The 21,656-nt window shown below is 57.5% G+C and carries 25 protein-coding genes; 7 read left to right on the forward strand and 18 right to left on the reverse strand.

The features are described from left to right. The first annotated feature begins 6 nt into the window (after positions 1–6). The 3 genes from phoB (at position 7) to ACR0KL_RS00895 (ending at position 2,940) form a co-directional block, all read left to right on the forward strand. On the forward strand, positions 7–696 hold the full coding sequence (gene phoB, locus ACR0KL_RS00885) for a phosphate regulon transcriptional regulator PhoB (RefSeq protein ID WP_170373721.1): 690 nt from the start codon (positions 7–9) through the stop codon (positions 694–696). A gap of 126 nt (positions 697–822) precedes the next feature. After that, positions 823–2,052 (forward strand): acyl-CoA dehydrogenase, encoded by a 1,230-nt coding sequence (locus tag ACR0KL_RS00890; RefSeq protein ID WP_170676051.1) that lies wholly within the window; start codon positions 823–825, stop codon positions 2,050–2,052. A 120-nt stretch (positions 2,053–2,172) separates the two neighbouring features. Beyond that, positions 2,173–2,940 carry an SDR family oxidoreductase gene (locus ACR0KL_RS00895; protein WP_480776546.1) on the forward strand — a complete coding sequence of 256 codons (768 nt, stop codon included), beginning with the start codon at positions 2,173–2,175 and terminating at the stop codon, positions 2,938–2,940. Here the strand turns inward: ACR0KL_RS00895 and ACR0KL_RS00900 are convergent. From ACR0KL_RS00900 to ACR0KL_RS00915, 4 genes are read right to left on the reverse strand one after another with little or no spacing between them, the layout of a single operon-like run. Then, positions 2,937–3,806, reverse strand: a complete 870-nt coding sequence (locus ACR0KL_RS00900; protein WP_480776547.1) for an acyl-CoA thioesterase — start codon at positions 3,804–3,806, stop codon at positions 2,937–2,939. The genes ACR0KL_RS00895 and ACR0KL_RS00900 overlap by 4 nt on opposite strands. Positions 3,807–3,857: 51 nt before the next feature. Continuing rightward, positions 3,858–5,081 carry a serine hydrolase domain-containing protein gene (locus ACR0KL_RS00905; RefSeq protein ID WP_480554386.1) on the reverse strand — a complete coding sequence of 408 codons (1,224 nt, stop codon included), beginning with the start codon at positions 5,079–5,081 and terminating at the stop codon, positions 3,858–3,860. 18 nt (positions 5,082–5,099) lie between these two features. Further along, positions 5,100–6,125 (reverse strand): phosphotransferase family protein, encoded by a 1,026-nt coding sequence (locus ACR0KL_RS00910; RefSeq protein WP_170676053.1) that lies wholly within the window; start codon positions 6,123–6,125, stop codon positions 5,100–5,102. A 2-nt stretch (positions 6,126–6,127) separates the two neighbouring features. After that, the gene (locus tag ACR0KL_RS00915; RefSeq protein WP_480776548.1) at positions 6,128–6,946 is read right to left on the reverse strand and encodes an SDR family NAD(P)-dependent oxidoreductase; all 819 of its coding nucleotides are present in this window, start codon (positions 6,944–6,946) and stop codon (positions 6,128–6,130) included. A gap of 105 nt (positions 6,947–7,051) precedes the next feature. On the opposite strand from ACR0KL_RS00915, the gene ACR0KL_RS00920 reads away from it, so the two are divergent. The 3 genes from ACR0KL_RS00920 to ACR0KL_RS00930 all read left to right on the forward strand — a co-directional run bounded on the left by ACR0KL_RS00920 (position 7,052) and on the right by ACR0KL_RS00930 (position 9,370). Then, positions 7,052–8,053 (forward strand): NADPH:quinone oxidoreductase family protein, encoded by a 1,002-nt coding sequence (locus ACR0KL_RS00920; RefSeq protein ID WP_480776549.1) that lies wholly within the window; start codon positions 7,052–7,054, stop codon positions 8,051–8,053. Between the two features lie 115 nt (positions 8,054–8,168). Continuing rightward, on the forward strand, positions 8,169–8,618 hold the full coding sequence (gene aroQ / locus ACR0KL_RS00925; RefSeq protein ID WP_170466932.1) for a type II 3-dehydroquinate dehydratase: 450 nt from the start codon (positions 8,169–8,171) through the stop codon (positions 8,616–8,618). Continuing rightward, on the forward strand, positions 8,615–9,370 hold the full coding sequence (locus ACR0KL_RS00930; protein ID WP_170717970.1) for a LuxR family transcriptional regulator: 756 nt from the start codon (positions 8,615–8,617) through the stop codon (positions 9,368–9,370). The genes aroQ and ACR0KL_RS00930 overlap by 4 nt, the downstream gene beginning before the upstream one ends. Positions 9,371–9,732: 362 nt before the next feature. Here the strand turns inward: ACR0KL_RS00930 and tsf are convergent, their stop codons facing one another. The 5 genes from tsf to ACR0KL_RS00955 all read right to left on the reverse strand — a co-directional run bounded on the left by tsf (position 9,733) and on the right by ACR0KL_RS00955 (position 13,514). Next, positions 9,733–10,608: a translation elongation factor Ts gene (tsf, locus tag ACR0KL_RS00935; protein WP_170373730.1), complete on the reverse strand. Its 876-nt coding sequence runs from the start codon at positions 10,606–10,608 to the stop codon at positions 9,733–9,735. Positions 10,609–10,685: 77 nt separating this feature from the next. Beyond that, positions 10,686–11,468 (reverse strand): 30S ribosomal protein S2, encoded by a 783-nt coding sequence (gene rpsB / locus ACR0KL_RS00940; protein ID WP_170466928.1) that lies wholly within the window; start codon positions 11,466–11,468, stop codon positions 10,686–10,688. 166 nt (positions 11,469–11,634) lie between these two features. Further along, the gene (gene olsA / locus ACR0KL_RS00945; RefSeq protein ID WP_170676057.1) at positions 11,635–12,489 is read right to left on the reverse strand and encodes a lyso-ornithine lipid O-acyltransferase; all 855 of its coding nucleotides are present in this window, start codon (positions 12,487–12,489) and stop codon (positions 11,635–11,637) included. Beyond that, positions 12,476–13,231 carry an L-ornithine N(alpha)-acyltransferase gene (olsB, locus tag ACR0KL_RS00950; protein ID WP_170676058.1) on the reverse strand — a complete coding sequence of 252 codons (756 nt, stop codon included), beginning with the start codon at positions 13,229–13,231 and terminating at the stop codon, positions 12,476–12,478. The genes olsA and olsB overlap by 14 nt, the downstream gene beginning before the upstream one ends. Positions 13,232–13,331: 100 nt before the next feature. Continuing rightward, positions 13,332–13,514 carry a DUF3553 domain-containing protein gene (locus tag ACR0KL_RS00955; RefSeq protein ID WP_480776550.1) on the reverse strand — a complete coding sequence of 61 codons (183 nt, stop codon included), beginning with the start codon at positions 13,512–13,514 and terminating at the stop codon, positions 13,332–13,334. 40 nt (positions 13,515–13,554) lie between these two features. Here ACR0KL_RS00955 and ACR0KL_RS00960 point away from each other — a divergent pair, with 40 nt between their 5' ends. Further along, positions 13,555–14,151 carry a histidine phosphotransferase family protein gene (locus ACR0KL_RS00960; protein ID WP_480776551.1) on the forward strand — a complete coding sequence of 199 codons (597 nt, stop codon included), beginning with the start codon at positions 13,555–13,557 and terminating at the stop codon, positions 14,149–14,151. On the opposite strand, the gene ACR0KL_RS00965 is transcribed toward ACR0KL_RS00960, so the two are convergent. From ACR0KL_RS00965 to ACR0KL_RS01005, 9 genes are all read right to left on the reverse strand, one after another. After that, a complete protein-coding gene (locus ACR0KL_RS00965; protein ID WP_480776552.1) occupies positions 14,148–15,410 on the reverse strand; it encodes a glutamate-5-semialdehyde dehydrogenase in 1,263 nt (420 codons plus the stop codon). The two genes, ACR0KL_RS00960 and ACR0KL_RS00965, sit on opposite strands and share 4 nt — an antisense overlap. Positions 15,411–15,431: 21 nt before the next feature. Further along, on the reverse strand, positions 15,432–16,538 hold the full coding sequence (proB, locus tag ACR0KL_RS00970) for a glutamate 5-kinase (protein ID WP_170676061.1): 1,107 nt from the start codon (positions 16,536–16,538) through the stop codon (positions 15,432–15,434). After that, entirely contained in the window at positions 16,526–17,560 is a 1,035-nt protein-coding gene (gene obgE, locus ACR0KL_RS00975) for a GTPase ObgE (RefSeq protein ID WP_170676062.1), read from the reverse strand. The genes proB and obgE overlap by 13 nt, the downstream gene beginning before the upstream one ends. A gap of 38 nt (positions 17,561–17,598) precedes the next feature. Further along, on the reverse strand, positions 17,599–18,135 hold the full coding sequence (locus tag ACR0KL_RS00980) for a GNAT family N-acetyltransferase (RefSeq protein WP_170458229.1): 537 nt from the start codon (positions 18,133–18,135) through the stop codon (positions 17,599–17,601). Further along, positions 18,132–18,740: a LysE family translocator gene (locus ACR0KL_RS00985; protein ID WP_170676063.1), complete on the reverse strand. Its 609-nt coding sequence runs from the start codon at positions 18,738–18,740 to the stop codon at positions 18,132–18,134. Before ACR0KL_RS00985 ends, ACR0KL_RS00980 begins: the two co-directional genes overlap by 4 nt. A gap of 96 nt (positions 18,741–18,836) precedes the next feature. Beyond that, complete coding sequence (gene rpmA, locus ACR0KL_RS00990) at positions 18,837–19,106, reverse strand: 50S ribosomal protein L27 (RefSeq protein ID WP_039535512.1); 270 nt, start codon at positions 19,104–19,106, stop codon at positions 18,837–18,839. Between the two features lie 11 nt (positions 19,107–19,117). Next, positions 19,118–19,729, reverse strand: coding sequence for a 50S ribosomal protein L21 (locus ACR0KL_RS00995; RefSeq protein WP_170373741.1), 612 nt, complete (start codon positions 19,727–19,729; stop codon positions 19,118–19,120). A 209-nt stretch (positions 19,730–19,938) separates the two neighbouring features. After that, positions 19,939–20,739, reverse strand: a complete 801-nt coding sequence (locus ACR0KL_RS01000) for a DUF2059 domain-containing protein (RefSeq protein WP_170676064.1) — start codon at positions 20,737–20,739, stop codon at positions 19,939–19,941. Beyond that, entirely contained in the window at positions 20,739–21,581 is an 843-nt protein-coding gene (locus ACR0KL_RS01005; protein ID WP_170676065.1) for a DUF2059 domain-containing protein, read from the reverse strand. The genes ACR0KL_RS01000 and ACR0KL_RS01005 overlap by 1 nt, the downstream gene beginning before the upstream one ends. Between the last annotated feature and the right edge of the window lie 75 nt (positions 21,582–21,656).

Genomic DNA, 21,656 nt, shown 5'->3' on the forward strand with positions numbered 1-21,656 from the left:
CCTCCCATGTCTGCAGATCAACCAACGGTTCTGGTGGTCGAAGATGAGCTCGCCCAGCGTGAAGTGCTGGCCTACAACCTCGAGGCCGAAGGCTTTCGCGTCTCGAAAGCCGCCAGCGGTGACGAGGCGCTGTTGTTGGTAGACGAGGACAGCCCAGACATCATCGTTCTGGACTGGATGATGCCCAATCTCAGCGGGATCGAGGTCTGCCGACGCCTGAAAACACGGCCAGACACCCGCTCTATTCCGATCATTATGCTCTCGGCGCGGTCGGAAGAGGTCGACAAGGTGCGTGGCCTTGAGACCGGTGCAGATGACTATGTGGTCAAGCCGTACTCAGTCGTGGAACTCATGGCTCGCGTGCGCACCCAATTGCGCCGCGTACGCCCAGCCACGGTGGGTATTCGTCTGGAATTCGACGATATCATACTGGATTCCGAAACTCACAAGGTCAGCCGTGGCAGTCATTCGCTGAAACTGGGTCCGACCGAATTCCGCCTTCTCAGCACCTTCATGGAAAAACCCGGCCGGGTCTGGAGCCGTGAGCAATTGCTGGACCGGGTCTGGGGCCGCGACATCTATGTCGACACCCGTACGGTCGATGTGCATATCGGCCGTTTGCGCAAGGCGCTGACCCAGCATGGCGGGAATGATCCGGTGCGGACCGTGCGCGGGGCAGGGTACGCCTTGGGATAGAAAGGGAAGGGGGTGCGTATCCCCCTACCTATGACATTTACTCATAATCGGGTGTCAAACTCTTGCTGTTTTTCCTCGAAGTGCCACGTTACTGTGCAGCAACTTCAGACAGACCGGAGACACCCGATGAACGCCCCTGCCACCAAACCGACTTTGCGCGCAAAAGATGCGCCGGATCTGGGTAAGTTTGCCTGGGACGATCCGTTCCGCCTGTCCGACCAGTTGTCAGAAGACGAGCGCATGATCGCCGACAGCGCACGCGCGTACGCGCAGGAAAAGCTGCAGCCGCGCGTCACCGCCGCGTTTCAGAACGAAGAAACCGACCCCGAGATTTTCCGCGAAATGGGCGAGATGGGCCTTCTGGGCACCACGATCCCAGAAGAATATGGCGGTCTCGGCAGCGGCTACGTTTCCTACGGCCTGGTCGCGCGCGAAGTTGAGCGCGTGGACTCGGGCTATCGTTCAATGATGTCGGTGCAAAGCTCGCTGGTGATGTACCCGATCTATGCCTACGGTTCCGAAGAACAACGCCGCAAATACCTGCCGAAACTTGCTTTGGGCGAATGGATCGGCTGTTTCGGCCTGACCGAGGCGGATGCTGGGTCTGATCCCGCGGGCATGAAAACACGGGCCGAAAAGATCGACGGCGGATACCGCCTGACTGGCACCAAGATGTGGATCTCGAACGCGCCAATTGCGGATGTCTTCGTGGTCTGGGCCAAGTCAGACGCGCACGACGGAAAGATCCGAGGCTTCGTTCTGGACAAGGGTCAGCCCGGGCTGTCTGCGCCGAAGATCGAAAACAAACTCAGCCTGCGGGCCTCGATCACCGGAGAAATCGTGCTGGATGGCGTTGAGGTAGGCGAGGGCGCTTTGCTACCTCACGTGCAAGGTCTGAAAGGCCCGTTCGGCTGTCTGAACCGCGCGCGGTATGGGATCAGCTGGGGCGTGATGGGTGCAGCCGAACATTGCTGGCATGCAGCGCTGCAATATGGCCTAGACCGTAAGCAGTTCAACAAACCGCTGGCGCAAACGCAGCTATACCAACGCAAACTGGCCGACATGCAGACCGAAATCGCTTTGGCTCTGCAAGCAAGCCTGCGCGTCGGTCGCCTGATGGATCAGGCCGAAGCGGCGCCCGAGATGGTCTCAATCGTCAAACGCAACAACTGCGGCAAAGCGCTGGACATCGCGCGCATGGCCCGTGACATGCACGGCGGCAACGGTATCTCGCTGGAGTTCCAGGTTATCCGCCACATGGTCAATCTGGAGACTGTGAACACCTATGAGGGCACTCATGACGTTCACGCTCTTATCCTTGGGCGTGCGCAAACTGGGCTGCAGGCATTTTTCTAGGTCTTAAAGGCGGTTAGGTATAGGGTTTGATCTAGGGCGACACTAATCTGTAATACGTGTAATTGGTATTATGGTAAATATTATGACCGCTAATCAAACCCAACCACAGAGGAAAACGATTTGGAACTCAGCGGAAAGACAGTTGTCATAACCGGCGCAGCTGGCGGTATAGGCAAAGGTCTAGCTAAAAGGTTCTCTGCAGATGGCGCAACCGTTGTCTGTTCCGACATCGACGGAGCAACTGCGCAAGCCTTGGCGGACGAAATCGGCGGGCACGCATTTCCGTGTGACGTCTCCAGCGAAGCGCAGATCAAAGCCCTGATCGAGTATGTAGAGGACGAGATCGTTCCGATCGACCTGTTTTGCGCCAATGCTGGAATTCTGACGCTCGGCGGCTTAGATGTACCAGACGAAGACTGGAACCGCATTTGGGACATCAACGTGATGTCTCATGTCTGGTTGGCGCGTCACCTTGTTCCACGGTTCGTCGAGCGCGGCAGTGGCTACATCATCATCACGGCGTCGGCTGCCGGGCTTTTGAACCAACCCGGCGCGGCGCCGTATGGCGTCACCAAACACGCGGCCATCGGTTTTGCAGAATGGTTGGCGTTGACCTACGGCCACAAGGGTTTGAAGGTTTCGGCGCTTTGCCCGCAAGCTGTCAGATCCGAGATGACACGCGGTCATGAAACCTCGGTCGCGGCTATCGACGGAATGCTCGAGCCGGAGGATGTCGCACAGGCCTGTGTGGACGGTATTCGAGCCGAGCAATTCCTGATCCTGCCGCATCCCGAAGTCCTTCAATACATGCGTCAAAAAACGACCGACTATGACCGATGGCTGATCGGTATGAACAAGTTAAATCAACAGTTTATAGGCGATATTTAAGAACGGCCATTCGGCCGCCGCATCAACCCTTCTTGCGCAACTGACGCAACCAGAACGCCATCTTCGGAATAGATGGAGCCGCGATTGAAAGACCGCCCCTGCCCCGTCCACGGTGATTCCATCACATAGAGATGCCAGTTTTCAAAACGCACCGGCGCATGAAGCCACAGCGCGTGATCCAAGCTCGCTGCGTTTACCTGACCCGTGAACCAACTCAGCCCATGGGGCCGCATGCCGGAGCTCATCAGGCTCATATCTGAGGCATAGGCCAGTATAAGATGTTGCGTACGGGGGTCGGTTGACGCCGCTCCGGGCATACGGAACCAGATCTTGTTGTGATCGTCGGAATTTTCAGGTCGAAATGGATCCAGATGGTCCACTTCGCGCACTTCTATTGGCCGCTCGCGCAACAATTCTTTTTTCATCTTTTCAGGGACTTGATCCACATACTTATGGCGCAATTCGCTACGCGATGGATGGGTTTCCGGGCTCTCAGAAGACGGCATCGGATGCTGATGAGACCACCCTTCATCCTCAACATGAAAGGATGCAGACATATTGAGGATCTGCTTACCATGCTGGATCGCAACAACGCGCCGCGTGGTAAAAGATCCACCGTCTCTGGCACGATCCACTTGATAAACAACGGGAATACTGGGGTCACCCGGACGGATGAAATAAGCATGCAAGGAATGGCAGAGCCTGTCATCGACCGTTCTGTAAGCTGCTGCTAGTGCCTGCGCGATGACCTGACCGCCAAAGATACGCGTGGGTGTCTCTCCACCCGATCCAGTGCCCCGGAACAGGTCGACCTCAAGCCGATCGATGTTCAGAAGGTCCAGAAGAATGCGCTCAGCTTCGGTCATGGGTTGCTCGATCTTGTTCATTTGGGGGATGAGGTACCAACACCCGCAACATCAATCAATCACCGCACCCAAAACCAGAGCCTTGAGTTCGGCGCGTGACGGGTAAGAGCTGGACGGCGACAATTGAGTGAAGAACACAGCCGTCAAATCCAAGGACCGGTCGATCCAGAAATAGGTCGAGGCCATACCACCCCAACTGAAATCCCCGACAGACCCAGGTACTCCAGTTTGACCCGGATTTAGCACGACAGAGCCGCCCAATCCGAACCCCATACCCACCATCGGTTGTTCCGCAAAACTATTGGGGCCCATTGAGGCAATATCGCCGGGTAAGTGATTGATCATCATGAAATCTACCGTTTTAGGACCCAATAGCCGTTCGCCACCGGCCTGACCTCGGTTCCGCAGCATTTCAGCAAACCGGCTATAGTCATCGATCGTTCCGACCAAGCCGCCGCCGCCCGAGAACGTGGTGGTGGCTTCGAATGGCGAAGATCCCGCTTGATCCACCAGCCTGAGCGTATCCTCGGACTGTTCGGCCGAGTTAAGATCCATCGCGTCACCGGCCAGAGGCGTATAGAGCGACGCAAATCTATCACCCGCATCTTTCGGGACCACAAAACCGGTCTCTTGCATACCGAGCGGCTCAAAGATCTCCTGCTGGAAGAACCGGTCCAACGTCTTTCCCGAGACGACTTCGACAACGCGACCTAGGACGTCGGTGCTGACCGAATACTCCCACCGACTGCCCGGTTGAAACGCCAGAGGCAGCTCGGCGAGATCACTTACTCTATCCTTCAGAAGCCCTTGATTGGGCTTGAAGATCATATCCCGCTCGTCCATCGCCGATGGCAGGAGGCCGTGATTGAATGGGTAGCTGAACCCGCTCGTATGGGTCAGAAGCTGATGAAGAGTCGGCGGCGGCGCGGCTTCGGTCTGATCCAACCGCTCGGCATTGGGAACCAACGCTTGAGGCGCGGCAAATTCGGGCAGATATTCGGACAAGGGTGCGCCAAGGTGAATCAACCCACGCTCGACCAGCATCATCACCGCAACTGAGGTGATCGGTTTGGTCATCGAGTAGATACGGACCAGCGTGTCACGCTCAAAAGGCAGTTCGGATTCGATATTGCGCCGGCCGCAGGCGTGGAAGAAGACCTCCTGCCCTTTGTGTTTTAGAAGAACTGAGCTGCCGGGATATTTTCGTTGATCTACATAGCGTTGCATCCACGGGCGAACGCGATCCAACCTGTCTTGATCCAACGTAACCGGCATTCCAAAGTTCCCTCTGCCCTAGGCATCCAAAGCCGACAAACCATGCTGCGCAAAGAGCGGCACGTAGTCACCGAACAGTTTCGCCCGGCCCGGGTCCGATGCGTTGCCGTCCAGCGCGCGTTTGTAGACACCCTGCAGAATGGCGGCCATGCGAAAGAAGTTAAAGGCAAGATAGAACCCAAAATCCTTGATTTCCGCCAGCCCGCGCCGGGCGCAATATTGCTCGATATAGTCTCTATCACTGGGCAATCCGAGGGTTTTGCGGTCAATCCCGGCCAGCCCCCGCCCTTCCGGACCCGGAGGCAACTGCCACTGCATGATTACCGCGGCAAGGTCGGCGTAAGGGTGGCCGATCGTCGACAACTCCCAATCCAGCACGCCTATACACCGGGTGCCGTTGCGTTCAAACATCAAGTTGTCGATCCGATAATCGCCATGCACAAGAGTGCGCTGACCATCGTCTTCGGGCAAGGCCTCCTCCAACCCTGTGATCAGCGCATCCATTTGAGCAATCTTGTTTGTCTCGGAGGCGCGGAACTGCTTCGTCCAGCGCGCGATCTGACGTTCGAAGTAGTTGCCGCTCGGGCCATAGTCGGCGAGGCCGACCGCTTCGATATCGACGGAATGCAAAGCGGCCAGCACCCGGTTCATTTCATCCATGACGGCGGTTCGCGCCTCGTTGCTTTCACCGGTCAGGGTTGGTTCCAGGAAGACACGACCCTCTAGGTGTTCCATCACGTAGAAAGCGGACCCTATGACTGAGGTATCTTCGCATAAAAGAAACATCTCGGGCACCGGGACGTCACTGCCTGCAAGCGCCTGTTGCACGCGAAACTCACGCTCCACTGCATGCGCGGATTTCAGAATCTTTCCCAAAGGCTTACGACGCAAAACGTAAGTGCGATCCGGTGTCTCTAGTGCGAAAGTCGGGTTGGATTGCCCGACATCGAACTTGTGGGCCTTCAGGGGGCCGCGATACCCTCGGAGGTTTGCGGCAAGATAGATGTCAACGGCGTCCAGATCCAATGGGCTTTTCGTATTCATCGTCAAAACGCTTCGGCAAAGATGTTGCCCGCTGTAACTACGTTGATGCCTCCGGACACAGGGATGACGGCTCCGGTCACATAGCTGCCCCCTCGCCCACACAGAAACAGCATGCAGCCCGCAATGTCATCGTCACGCCCAACTCGACCCAGAGGAACCGATTTGCCGACCTTCTCGCGCGTCGTCTCATCCGCAGTTGCAAAAGCGGTCATGCGCGAGACAAACGGGCCGGGTGCCAGAGCGTTGACGGTGACGTGGTACAGTGACAATTCCTTGGCCAGGATTTTGGTCAGATGCAGAACAGCCGCCTTGGAGGCCGAATAGCTGTAGGCCCCGTCGCCCATGGGAACCTCACCCATGACCGAGCCGACATTGACCACCCGCGCCGGGTCTTCGGCGGTGCCGGATTTCATAAGCAAGGGCAACAGTTTCTGCGTCAGCTCAAACACACCCGCGACGTTGACGGACATCACTTTGTCCCACGCGTCATGAGGGAATTGACCTAAAGGCGCACCCCAGGATACACCCGAATTATTCATCAAGATATCAAGGCGTTCCGTCCGTTTGTTGATCTCGGCGACGGCTTCGTCGATTCCGTCTTTGCTGCCCAGATCCCCGGCAAACCCCTCGGCACTGCCGGTGGCATCCAACGCGTTCAGCTCCGCCGCGACGGCTTCGCAGGCGTCACCTTTGCGGGAGGCGATCAGTACATGCGCTCCGGCCCGAACAAGCGCTTCGGCGGCCATGCGGCCAATTCCGGTGGCACCGCCCGTGACCAGCGCCACCTTTCCATCCAAAGAAAACAGGGTTTCCGGGGTCATGCCGCACTCCTCGCTTGTCGTAGGGGAAAGGGGGTGCGCCGTTGACAGCGCGCGATCCCGCCCCAAAATTCTATCTGCAAGAATAACAGGAACAATGAGGGCAACATGCAAGCATTACTCAGCGTCGCAGCGGGTGGACCGGAGACTCTGGAACTGACCACCCTGCCCGATCCGACCCCGAGCCGCGGAGAGATACTGGTTGGAATAAAAGCCGGCGGGGTGAACTTTCCCGATACGCTGATGATCCGCGACCTCTATCAGATGAAGCCACCGCGGCCCTTTGCCCCTGGCGGCGAAATCGCAGGTGAGGTGCTTGCGCTTGGCGACGGTGTCAAAGGGTTCGAGATCGGAGATCGCGTTCTGGCGCTGACCGGTCATGGCGGCTTTGCCACGCATCTTGCGACAAAAGCCAAGGACGTAATCAAGTTTCCTGACACCATGCCCTTTGATGAGGCGGCGTGTTTTATCTTCACCTATGGCACCTCCTACCATGCCTTGAAGGATAGAGCAGCCCTCCAACCAGGTGAGACGTTGTTGGTGCTTGGGGCTGCGGGTGGTGTCGGATCGGCGGCGATCGAGTTGGGCAAAGCCATGGGCGCGCGAGTCATCGCTGCGGTTTCCACGCCAGACAAAGCTGAATTCTGCCGCTCAATCGGTGCGGATGAGACAATCCTGTACCCCAAAGACCCGGACAAAGACGCGCAAAAGGCGTTCTCGAAAGATATCAAGGCACTGGCGGGCGCCGAGGGTGTCGATGTCATCTATGACGCGGTGGGCGGAGCCTATGCGGAACCCGCGTTGCGCAGCATCGCGTGGAAGGGTCGATATCTGGTTGTCGGGTTTCCGGCTGGCATCCCCAGCGTACCGCTCAATCTCGCGCTGCTGAAAGGATGCCAGATCGTCGGCGTCTTCTGGGGGGCCTCCGTCTTTCGCGAACCTGACGCTCACGCCGAAAACCTAAGTGAATTGTTTAACTTATACGCCGCAGGTAAAGTCAAACCCCGCATCACAGCGCGCTTTCCCTTATCCGAGGGCGCGGCGGCAATCGAGCTGCTTTCTCAGCGCTTCGTTCTCGGAAAGGTTGTGGTCACAATGGACGATACCTAACTGGAGCGGGTTGCATCAAAGGCATCTTTGTCAGCCCACTCGCCTCATTGGAGCATTGTCCGGTAGACATCCCCACCAAATGCCGTTTAAGAAACGAATATGGGGACGGAGATTTATGAATAAAATTCTTGTGTTGAATGGCCCGAACCTCAATCTTTTGGGCACCCGACAGCCTGAGGTTTACGGCAGCACCACCTTGAAAATGGTGGAGGAACAATGCGTTGCTCATGGCACGTCTATCGGGCTTGAGGTTTCGACATTTCAATCCAATCACGAAGGAGCGCTTATTGACGCCATCCATCAGGCCCGTGGCACGCAGAACGGTTTGGTTCTGAACGCAGGCGCTTATACCCATACGTCGATTGCCCTGATGGATGCGATTGCCTCAGTGGAGCTTCCTCTGGTCGAGGTTCACCTGTCCAACATCCACGCGCGGGAAAGCTTCCGCCACAAGTCCTACATCGCGTCGGTTGCCCTTGGGCAGATCTGCGGTTTTGGTGCGCAGAGCTATGTTTTAGCGCTGGATGCCTTGGCGGCTCATCTGAAATCAGGGGACGTTGCATGAAGCTGAAGGAATATCTTCGCTTTGTCAGCTATTCCAGAACCTTGGAAGAGCTTTGGGATGCCCATTGCCGACAGATGGCCATATACGGGTTTGACCGGCTAATTTATGGCTACACTCAATATCGTACTGCCACATCCTTGGGCGACCCTGAGGATTTTGTCATCCTCAGCAATCATCGACGTGAATATGTTGACGGTTTTCTCGGCGACAGCAGGTATTCCAACGCTCCGATGCTGCAATGGGCTTTGAACAACGATGGCGCGGCAAGCTGGGGTTTGATTCAGGATTTGGCCTCGAACGGGGAACTCACGCCCGAGCAGCAAAAGGTTGTGGATTTCAACAAGTCGCACAACGTGCTTGCTGGATATACTGTCAGCTTCAACTCGGTCTCCGTTCGGTCCAAGGGCGCGATCTCGCTATCGGCCGAAGAAAACCGCAACCAGGACGAGATTGACGCCATGTGGGAAGAGCATGGCGAGGATATCCTTCTGATGAACAACATCGCTCATCTCAAGATCCTGACGCTGCCCTATACACCTCCGAATCGGTCGCTAACCAAACGCCAGCGAGAGGCGCTGCAATGGGTCGGTGACGGCAAAACGACTCAGGATATAGCCCTGCTGATGGGGCTGACGGCGGCGACAGTGGAAAAACACCTGAGGCTGGCACGCGAATCGCTTTCAGTCGAAACGACAGCCCAGGCCGTTCTGAAAGCCGCCCTACACAACCAGATGTATGTGATGGAAGCCTGACCACAAGAGATTGACGCCAAACCGCGTCAATTTACCTTAGGTAAGGAAATCATGACTTCCCATCTTCACGGGAAAATTGCAGATTGATACCGTTCCGTGAGTGGTGGCTTTAGCCAAGGAACATTCGATTGGATCTTTGCAATACCAGAGCTCTCCAATCACTCTGACTTTTGGAGCGCCTATTCGTCCGCGTACCGACGTCGGAATTTTGGAGGGTCCCGACCATCCCCATCATGCGGGGCCCTCCATTCACCTTCTGCTTGAACAGACAAATCCATCTCTGGCACAAAAAAACCGGCCACGTTCGACGTGACCGGTTCTGAATGTCGTCAGGCCCCGCAACCGGGGCCTGGAGCAAAGGCTTAGCCTTGTGCCGCTTTAGCAACTTCTGCAGCGAAGTCTTCTTTTTCGACCACGATGCCTTCGCCAACTTCCAGACGGATGAAGCCGGTGATGGTTGCGCCTGCTTCTTTGGCCGCTGCTTCAACGGTCAGGTCAGGGTTAACAACGAAGGACTGGTTCAACAGAGTCGATTCAGCCACGAATTTCTTCATGCGGCCTTCGATCATCTTCTCGATCACCTGCTCCGGCTTGCCGGATTCGCGGGCGATGTCCATCTGAACCTGCTTTTCTTTCTCGACAACAGCCGGATCCATGTCGGCCTCGGACAGAGCTGCCGGGTTCACAGCCGCGATGTGCATCGCAACCTGCTTGCCGATTGCTTCGTCGCCACCGGTCAGAGCAACCAGAACGCCGATTTTGCCCATACCGTTGGTGGCTGCGTTGTGAACGTAAGACACAACGGTGTCGCCCGACAGTTTCGACATGCGGCGCACCGACATGTTCTCGCCGATGGTGGCGATCTTGTCGGTGATGGTGTCTGCAACGGACTTTCCGCCCAGATCAGCAGCCAGCAGAGCTTCGACATTGTCGACGCCTTCAGCAGCGTAGGTGATCTTGCCGACCATTTCCTGGAACTCAGCGTTCTTCGCAACGAAGTCGGTTTCCGAGTTCACCTCGACAGCAACACCGTTGCCACCGTTGACGTGAACAGCAACCAGACCTTCTGCTGCGGTACGGCCCGATTTCTTGGCCGCTTTGGCCAGGCCTTTGGTGCGCAGCCAGTCAACGGCCTCGTCCATGTTGCCGCCGGTTTCGGTCAGGGCTTTTTTCGCGTCCATCATGCCTGCGCCGGTTGCGTCGCGCAGTTCTTTAACCATTGCTGCTGTGATTGCCATCTTTTGGCTCTCCTCAATTCAAACGGAATTGGGGCAGGTCATACCCTGCCCCATGTGTCAATTACGTGACGGGCAGCTTACGCTTCGGCCGGAGCTTCGGCGGCTTCTTCTGCAACGACTTCTTCAACCGGTGCTTCTTCGAAGGCACCCAGGTCAACGCCAGCAGCACCCATCTGAGCGGTCATACCGTCCAGAGCGGCACGAGCGGCCAGGTCACAGTACAGCGAGATCGCGCGGGCTGCGTCGTCGTTGCCGGGGATGATGTAGTCAACGCCGTCGGGCGAGCAGTTGGTGTCGACAACAGCCACAACCGGGATACCCAGCTTGTTGGCTTCTGCGATGGCCAGTGCTTCTTTTTTGACGTCGATGACGAACAGCAGATCAGGAACGCCGCCCATTTCACGGATACCGCCCAGCGAAGCCTGCAGCTTCTGCTGGTCACGCTCCATGCCCAGACGCTCTTTCTTGGTCAGGCCTTCCGCGCCCGCTTCCATTGCTTCGTCGATCTGGTTCAGACGGTTGATCGACTGGGAAACGGTTTTCCAGTTGGTCAGAGTGCCGCCCAGCCAGCGGTGATTCATGTAGTACTGAGCCGACTTTTCAGCCGCTTCAGCGATCGGGCCAGCGGCCTGACGCTTGGTACCAACGAACAAAACGCGACCACCTTTTGCAACGGTGTCACGAACAGCCTGCAGAGCCTGATCCAGCATCGGAACAGTCTGGGTCAGGTCCATGATGTGGATGCCATTGCGCGAGCCGTAGATGAACGGGCCCATGCGGGGGTTCCAACGCTGTGTCTGGTGACCAAAGTGAACGCCAGCTTCCAGCAGCTGACGCATGGAGAACTCGGGAAGAGCCATGCTATTTTCCTTTTCCGGTTTACGCCTTGGCGGGGGTGAAAGAAGCGGATGCTCCAACCGGCGGTCTTGATAAGGATGTCTCCCTCAAAAAGCCCAAACCCCGCCTGCGGGTTTGAATGGCGCGCGTATACGGCAGGTTTGGATGCAGCGCAAGGGCCAATCGCCCTTATTTTTCAAGCCGCGCCAAGCTGTGCGCGTGACGGACAGCCTCTTCGCAATGCGCAGCCAGCGCTTTGCGGTTTTCAAAGTCACTGACCTTGGCTGGCGCATGATAAATCAGCTCGACCGCCCCTTGCCTGCGCGCGCCGAGCGTCTTCAGCAAATGCGGGCCGAACTCCATGTCGCCCCACCAACCGTAGAACCGGTCCGGTTCACCCACAGGTGCGTGAAACACCACCGAGACCGGCTGAACGTACATGAAATCTCGCAACTCATCTGCGAAGAACGCGGCAAAGAGCGTTGTTTTAAATGGCAAAACCCTGAGGCCATCGGTCGAGGTTCCCTCCGGGAAAAACAGCAACTTATGCCCCGCTTTCAGGCGAGTTTCGAACACAAGCGTTTGTTCTTTGGCCTTCTTCCGGTCGCGCTCGATGAAGACCGTTCCGGTTGCACGCGCCAACCAACCAATACCTGGCCATTTCGCCACCTCGGCCTTGGATACGAAATACACCCGTTTGCGGGCGTTCAGCGCAAAGATATCCAACCAAGAGGTGTGGTTGGCCACCACTGCACCACGCTCAGCCATCAGATCTCCGGACGTTCGGAAACCTATGCCCAGAATGCGAAAGGCGTTGCGGCAAACAAATTGGGTGATGAACGGAGTTATTGGTCGGCGAATACCGAATAAGGGGAGTTCGATCAGGCGTATTGCCAGCAAGATGATCAAGCCACCAAAGACCACCAGCGCCAAAGGTACACCACGCAAGAAAACCAATACCCACCCCAGAACGCCAAGGTGAACTGCATCGGGCGCGTCGTCACTGTTCCAAAGCGGATCACTCACGGGCTTAGGCTCCGCCATAGATGCGCTTTTGCCGCTCGTTCATGCGCGCGGTATCTAGGATCAGACAAACATCGGTGGTGTTAAAGCTATGGTCGACAAAGGCCCCCTCGCCCACGAAACCGCCCAAACGCAGATAGGCTTTGATCAGCGCAGGCACCTGCACCATGGCCACCCGGCGGTCGAGGTCTTCGGGTGCCACAAGGTTCATGGATTGAAACACATCTGGCTGCGCGCGCACCCGCAGATCTTCGGGCGCCAGGTGGTTGTGATGCAGCATCGACAAGGGCTGGGCGAGCGCTGTGACATCGGTGCCGTGAAAGCTGGCAACACCGAACAAAACCTCGATCTCACGCTCGTTGACATAGGCCGCCAAACCGTTCCACAGGTGATACATGGCCGTGCCGCCGCGATAGTCCGGATGCAGGCAAGACCGGCCAAGCTCCAGTAGCTTGCGACCGCTTTGCTTCAGAACGGTCAGATCATACTCATCTTCGGAGTAAAACTGGCCCAACTCTGCTGCACGTTCGCCCGGTAACAGCCTGTAAACGCCGACAGTTTCCCCAGTTTGATCATCTATCGCCAACATGTGATCGAAATACGGATCGAACTTGTCCTGCTCCAGTCCTGCATCGTGATCGACCATTTCTCCACCACCACCTAACTCGCGTACAAACACGTCGTACCGCAGGCGCTGCGCGGCGCGCAGGTCCTGTTCGGTTTCAGCGAGTCGGATGGTGAAAGAAGGGCCTGAATCCGGCATGTCGTTCCTTGAAGTTGCCTCCGGCTGATACCGCAGCTGTTCCCCCAAAGGCAATACGGGTCCCATCCGATGACTGGCGTTAACCTTTCCTAAACCAGTTTCACGGATCAAAGACCGGCATCAAGTCGATACGCGTTCCGTCGATTACCACTTTCCCCTGCTCGCGGAAGTTCACGGTAATCTTGCCCCCGATATTGGACTGCACCTGTCCAACGCCCCAATCGTGGAAATCGGGGTGGCGGACGAACATGCCCGGTGCAAGTATGGCATTGAGGTCTGTCATGGGGGCTCCGGTCCGGTGGCAGATACAGAAGGAGGTACGCATGGGCGCCACAGACGTCAACCTGGCCGAGCTGATTGGCTCGCGCATCTGTCATGATCTGATCAGCCCGATCGGGGCCATCACCAACGGGCTTGAGCTGTTGGATATGGTTGGCGCGGTACAAGGCCCCGAGATGGAGCTGATCTCGGGCAGTGTCGGCAGTGCCGGCGCGCGCATTCGGTTTTTCCGAGTGGCCTTTGGCTCGGCCAGTGACCAGCCATTGGGGCGCAGCGAGGTTGCCGAGTTGCTGAAAGACGTGGAGCGCGCGGGTCGTGTGCGGGTCAACTGGAACCTGACAGAGGCTGTGCCACGCAATCAGATCAAACTGGCCTTCCTGGCCCTGATGTGCTGCGAGAGCGCGATGCCGTTTGGTGGGCAGGTCGATATCTCTGCCTCTGACACCGGTTGGCAAGTGACTGGGACAGCCGACAAACTGAACATTGACAATGACTTGTGGAAGAATGCTGCCACGGGCAACTTCGCCAACAAACTCACCCCAGCGCAGGTTCAGTTTGCCTTGCTGTCGGAAACAGCCGCAGCAATGGGGCGGCGGGTTGCAGTCGAAACCGGCACAACCCGCGTCAACCTGAGGTTCTAGGCGCGGGTCGTTCCGTTCCCGCGCACCAGATATTGAAAGCTGGTCAACTGCGCTGCACCGACAGGACCACGTGCATGCATTTTGCCCGTGGCAATGCCGATCTCAGCGCCCATTCCGAACTCACCGCCATCCGCAAACTGGGTTGACGCGTTGTGCATCAGGATCGCGCTGTCCAGTCGTTCAAAGAAACGGGCAGCAGCCGCGTCATCCTCGGTCATGATGCAATCTGTGTGGTTCGAGCCATAATGCTGGATATGCGCAATGGCGGCGTCAATGTCGGCAACAGGTTTTGCGGCAATGATGCAGTCCAGAAACTCTTTGCCCCAATCCTCAGAGGTGGCTTGGGTGGTTCCATCGACGGCCAGAGCACCTTCGGCATGAACCTCGACCCCGGCGGCCATGAGCGCGGCAACCACGTCGCGCCCGAGGGTTTCGGCCACGTCCTGATGGATCAACAGACACTCTGCCGCGCCGCAAATACCGGTACGGCGGGTTTTGGCGTTCAGCACCACATCCAAGGTCTTTTGCGGGTCGGCGGCCTTGTCGATGTAGATGTGCACGATACCCTCAAGATGGGCGAAGACCGGCACGCGCGCCTCACGCTGAACCAGTCCGACCAGTCCTTTACCGCCACGCGGAACGATAACGTCGACATAGTCGGTCATGGTCAGCAATTCCTGCACCGCCGCGCGGTCACGGGTCGGCACAAGTTGAATAGAATCCTCAGGCAGGTTCGCGGCCTTCAAACCCTCGACCAGACAGGCGTGAATGGCGGTGGAGGAGTGAAAACTCTCGGACCCGCCGCGCAGGATCACGGCATTGCCGGATTTTAGGCACAACGCCCCCGCATCAGCGGTCACGTTGGGACGGCTTTCGTAAATCACCCCAATGACACCCAACGGCGTGCGCACGCGCTGGATATTCAGGCCCGAGGGCATGTCCCACTCGGTCATCACCTCGCCCACCGGATCGGTCTGATCAGCCACTGTGCGCAGGCCATCAACCATGCCCTGAATGCGGTCCTCATTTAGCATCAGACGGTCCATCATGGCAGGGCTCAGGCCCTTTTCACGCCCGAACTCCAGATCCTTCTTGTTGGCGTCGATAATCTGAGCGCGATTGGCCCAGACAGCTTCAGCCGCGGCGATCAGGGCTGCATGTTTACGCTCGGCCGAGGCAAAGGCCAGCTCGCGCGCGGAAGCTTTGGCGCGTTTACCCAGATCGGCCATCAGAGCGGGAATATTGTCGAGATCCTTCATAACCTTAGCCTTTCTGCGCCTTTATAGCGCCAAATCGTCCCTGTGAATCAGCGCTGCGCGACCAGGATAGCCCAGCGTTGCCTCAATCTCTGAGGATTTTCGCCCTTTGATTGCGTCCGCCTCTTGCGCGGTATAGCGGCTGATGCCCTGTGCCAGCCGACGCTCTTGCAGGTCAAGAATGGCAACCGGATCGCCCCGGCCGAAATCACCGGTCACTTCGACGATACCCGCAGGCAAGAGACTTTTGCCATTCGAAAGCGCCTTTGCGGCGCCGTCGTCGATCGTGATCTCTCCGCGCGGCTTCATCGCTGAGATCCAGCGCTTGCGCGCCGCATGCGGATCAAGCGTTGCCGTGAACCACGTGCTGTTCGCGCCATTCTCAAGCGATTGTAATGGGTTGAGCGTCGATCCTTCGGTGATCGCCATATCGCAACCTGCAGCCGTCGCCATCTTGGCTGCCATCAGCTTGGTCTTCATACCGCCTTTGGAGAGGCCGGATCCAGCATCACCGGCCATCGCCTCAATCTCGGGCGTGATTTGGTCGATCGTGTCATAGCGCGCGGCCGAGGCGTCCTCGTTTGGATTGCCGGTATAAAACCCGTCCACATCCGACAGAAGGATCAGTTGGTCCGCACCAACGGTTACCGCGATCTGTGCTGCCAGCCGATCATTGTCGCCGTAGCGGATTTCATCCGTGGCGACTGTATCGTTTTCGTTGACGATGGGAACAACGCCAAGGCCCAAAAGCGTCTCAAGTGTCGCGCGTGAATTCAGATAGCGGCGACGATCCTCGCTATCCTCGAGCGTCACCAACACTTGGGCCGTGGTGATCTGGTGCGGGGTCAGCGCCTCTTCATAGGCACGCGCGAGACGGATTTGTCCTACAGCCGCCGCAGCCTGTGACTGCTCCAGAGCCAAAGCCGCCGCAGGTAAGCCCAAAACACCGCGCCCCAAAGCGATTGAGCCAGAAGACACCAGAATCACATCCGTGCCCTGCCCTTTGAGCCAGGCCACGTCCTGAGCCAGTGATTTCAACCAATCTGAGCGCAGCTGTCCCGTGTTCCGATCCACCAGCAAGGCGGACCCGATCTTGACCACCAGCCGACGGGCTGCGGTCAGGGTTGCCACGGCGCGGCCTCCTCGGCAGGTTTCTGACGCAGGCGGTTTTCGTCGATCTGAGCACGGAGCGCGCGCAGCACTTCGGTCACGCCCAGATGCGCGACACCTGACATCGTCATGACGGGGCCGCCAACGGCCTCTTCCAGCTCGACCTTGGCCAAATCTCGTTCTTCATCATCCAGCGCGTCGACCTTGTTCAGCACCGTGATGCGAGGTTTCTCGGCCAGTTCACCGCCATAAGCCTCAAGCTCATGGATGATGGTGCGGTAGTCATCCGCCACGGTTTCCGAGGTGCCATCGACCAGATGCAGCAACACGGCGCAGCGTTCAACGTGACCGAGGAACCGGTCGCCGATCCCGCGCCCTTCATGAGCGCCTTCGATCAGGCCCGGAATGTCGGCCACCACAAATTCCACATTGTCTACACCGACCACGCCCAGATTGGGGTGCAGAGTGGTAAACGGATAGTCGGCGATTTTAGGCCGCGCGTTCGAAGTTGCGGCCAGAAAGGTCGATTTGCCGGCATTGGGCATGCCTAACAGGCCAACATCCGCGATCAGTTTCAGCCGCAACCAAATGGTGCGATCAATACCCGCCTGCCCCGGATTGGCCCGACGCGGCGCCTGGTTGGTTGCGGATTTGAAGTGGAGATTGCCAAAACCGCCATTGCCGCCTTTGGCCAGCAGAACCCGCTGCCCAACCTCGGTCAGGTCGCAAATCACGGTCTCTTCGTCCTCATCGAGGATCTCGGTCCCGACGGGAACGCGCAGGATGATGTCGTCACCATCCTTACCGGTGCGTTGCTGACCCCGGCCCGGTTGTCCGTTCTTGGCAAAGAAATGCTGCTGATAGCGGAAGTCGATCAGGGTGTTCAGCCCGTCCACGACCTCGGCCCAGACGGACCCGCCTTTGCCGCCATCCCCGCCATCAGGGCCGCCGTATTCAATGTACTTTTCGCGTCGGAAGCTGACGCAGCCGCCACCTCCGGCCCCGGACCGGATGTAGACCTTTGCTAGATCGAGAAATTTCATGGTCTGTCCCCTACTGCAAAGGCCCCACCGGCCACAAGTCAGAGTTTCTTTGTATAGGTCCAGGTGGGCACATTCGCGTCGCGCGCCACCGAATAGCTTTCCGCATCGCCCAGATACTGGAACCCGCAGTGGGTCAGTACCCGCGCTGAGGCCGGATTGTCCTGAAACACGCTGGCGAACATATTGGCGTTCTCAAGCGGGTTGGCACCGACCAGGGCCTCAACGGCCATCGAGGCAATGCCCGTATTCCAATAGACAGGAGCAACCCAATAGCCAACCTCGGACTGGTTGCGATCAAGCCGCTGCAGAGAGATCAGGCCGATCAGCTCGGGCCCGCCGTCCTTGGTGGCGTCCATCGCCCAGACGTCCTCATCCCGGTCTTCCGCCATCGAGCGCGTCACGAAGGCCTCGATCGAGCCCGGCGGCAACGGGTGTGGGATTGACGTGGTCATGCGCGCCACTCGCTCATCACCTGCGTAATGTTCGATAAGCCCCATGTCCGACCGACGCAGAGGGCGCAGATCGAACCGCTCGGTTTCGATGACCGGCTGATTTATGATTGCTTCAAGTTTCATGAGTGCGTTCCTCCTCCGAACAACACAAAAAGTACGGACGCAACAGTCAGACTGGCGAGCGTCCACATCAGATATTTTTCCGCAGGCCGACCTTCAACCACATGGGCGATCCGGTCCCCTGCAAATGTCCAGATCGGGTGCAAAACGATCTGGCAGAACAACAAACAAAGAGCGATCGTGAGCGTCGCCTCAAAACTGGACGTCCCCGCCGCAACAAACCCCGTGAACCCTGCAATGATCATCGCCCAGGCCTTGGGGTTAAGCGGATGCACGATGAGCCCGGACACAAAGCCCGGTGCTTTCCCGTCCGCCGTTGCCCGAGACAGCCTTAGATTGGCGATCTTCCATGCCAGCCAGCAAATATAGGCAGCAGAAGCGTATTTCAGCACCTCAAACGCCAGCGGAGCCTGATCGGCAACCTGCATCAGACCAAAGCCCATAGGCCAGATGATCAACTGCTTGCCCAAAACGACCCCGGCCACAAAGGGCAATGCGGCGCGAAAACCATAGCGCGCACCTGTTCCCATCAGGACCATGTTGGCCGGTCCCGGCGTGCCAACCTGTGAGGCGGCAAAGATGAGAAAGCTAGTGGTTGCGACGGGCATTGTTGTTCTAGATCACGACTGCGTTAAAACGAAAAAGGGACCGGCATTTTCTGCCGGTCCCCCATGAATTTTTTATTAAACCTTCTGGGTTTCGGCTTACTCTGCGGCCTCCGCCACTGGCAGGACCGAAATGAAGGTGCGGTTTTTGAGTCCCTTGTGGAACTTCACGGCGCCATCGGTGGTTGCAAAGATTGTGTGGTCTTTGCCCATGCCTACGCCCTCGCCCGGCCAGAACTTGGTGCCGCGCTGACGTACGATGATGTTGCCTGCGATGGCCGCTTGGCCACCATACAGTTTCACGCCAAGGCGGCGACCAGCTGAGTCGCGACCGTTACGGGAGGAACCGCCAGCTTTTTTATGTGCCATTCTCTCTCTCCTTAGCCTTGAGCCAGCTCTTTGGCTTGCTCAACCCATTCGGGCTTCACTTTGATGGTGTCGATAGCAGCAATCTGCTCGTCCGACAAGGCGGCCAGAGCGGCAAAGCTTTCGATACCGGCTTCGACCAGCTTCTTGGCAGCGGCAGGGCCAACACCGTTCAGCTTGGTCAGATCGTCAGCGGCAGCAGCGGCGGGTGCCTCTGCTTTGGCTTCTGCTTTCTTGGCAGGCTTTGCAGCAGGTGCCGCTTCGCCGGCCGGAGCAGACCCGGTTGCAGCCTTGATGCCCGACTTGTCAGCGCCCGACGACAGGATGTCGGTGATCTTGACCAGAGTCAGCTTCTGACGGTGGCCAACGGTACGCTTCGAGCTGTGCTTACGACGGCGCTTGACGAATTTGATGACCTTGTCACCTTTGATCTGTTCGATCACTTCGGCCTGTACGCCTGCGCCTTCAACGAAAGGTGCACCAACAACCGGAGCGTCGCCGCCCAGCATCAGAACATCGTTGAATTGAACTTTTTCACCTGCGTCGGCAGCCAGTTTTTCAACGCGGAGCACGTCGCCCGCCTGAACCTTGTACTGCTTGCCGCCAGTCTTGAGGACCGCAAACATGCGTCTTTCCTTTTCTAACCCGCGTTCTGTGGTCCCCTAACGGGCGTTTTTGGCTTGAAAGCCACCTCGAACAGCGCGCCCTGTTTGGGCTGTGTGGAAGACCCCGTGAGGTATCATAGGGTCATATAATAACGACACCCGGCGCGGAGAACCGGCCGGGATGCGCGCTTATCCACATAATGAAAGGCAAAGTCAACACCCAAGACCGGTCAGAGATCAGAGGATTGCCAAACCTGCGCCACCGCCGCCCCCAGACGGTAGGAAATCCCATCAAACATCTCGTCAAACCCTTTGAAAAGGGCCGCGTTCAAGGCCTGCCCGGTCTCGGTTCGAGAAAACGCAATATTCTCGCGCATCTCGACCTCATCCAGCGGTTGATAGGCCAGAAGCAGAAAGGAATACAACCACGTCGTCGTCTCTTCCATCACAGTGTCTTTCTGCGCCAGCAACCCATCCAGAACCTCTTCGTATTCGGCCAGACTGTCCCCGTAGAGCCCCAGGAAAAAATTGTAATCCGCACTCAGCGAGCCTTGGACGTTCTGGTCAATCAGGTCGTTCGCGCGGATGTATTCCTCGACCAGTTCGAACCGGGGCGAGTCAGGTTCGGTGCCCTCATAGGCCTCATTCGCCATCTCTTCGATTGCCTCATCGGCAAAGGCTTTGCGGGCCGAGTTCTCCAGCGTCACGATCGTCTGCCCCAGATCGCTTTCGAAGAAAACGATTGCCTGGTCCATCTGCTCTTTCGTCATGCCTTCGGCGAAAGCTTCGGTCAGACGGGATTTCATCCAGGAGTGGTTATAGATCTCTTGAACCTGATCGTGAAACAGAGGGCCTCCGTCACCGTCCAACAGGCTCTCTTCGAGTTCCTGCTGATGGACCATGCCCTCGTCGATCAGAATGCCTACAACCTGATCCAGCTTCATGGCATGCGCCAGCCGATTGGCCCGTTCATTCGCGACAGCTGGCAGTGCGCAGAGAATCGTCACTACTAAGGCAAGTGCCAGACGCATCAGATATCCTGAGCCGGATGAAGGTCTGCCATGCGGACAGCCAGAACCTCAAACCGCATGGCCATGATCTCATACTGGATCGCATTCAGAAGCTCATAAACCTCTTGCATCAGAGGCTGTTCAAGCGCCTCGGCATAGGCCTCGACCTCTTCGTCCGAGAAATCCTGATAGGTATAAGCTGCCCCTGCCAGCGCAGAAAGCTGCAGCGCTTGACGCATCCCGGCCTCGTTTTGCCGCAGCATCAACCGCAGCTCATCCGCTTCCAATTGCAGATCAATCACGCCAGACGCGCTGGCCGCCAAAAGAAACCGCAATTGGATCTCCTGCAAAGCACGCAACGAAGTCCCGCTGGCATCAATCGCATTGTTCATCCGCTTGAGCTGCTCCACACGGGGCGAACCATCCTGCACGAGAACAGCCACGATTTCCTGCCCCTCCTGCTGCTTGGCCTCTTCATCCTCATTCAGATGCGCGGCGTTTTCGACCTCGACCAGCCTTTGCCCCAGATCCGAGGCATAAAACTCGACCGCATGGGCCAGCGCCTCATCGCTCAGCGTCTCTTCGAGAATCGAAACAGCGGTTTCATGCATGAGCTCGGTATCGAACACCTCTTCGGTCAGACGGGTCCAGTCGGATCCGAAGCCATCGGGATCAATGCCCAGCATTTCAGGGGCGGAGCCAGACGCTAGCGCGATACTCTCCAGCGCCACATCAAACCCGGTGGTATTGAGGAAGGCTTCGATCCGGTCGCGATTGGCCGCAGCCGAAGAAACAGGGACCAAAACAAGCGCGACAAGCAGCGCGAGCAATGGGACAACAGAACACTCAACTCGATTTTTCATGACTATCAGCCTAGGTGTTTTGTTGCGGCAGGCAATGGAAAATCCAAGGAATGTGATTTCTGGGAATTTTCTGCT

It is taken from the genome of Ruegeria sp. C8, from assembly GCF_056537565.1.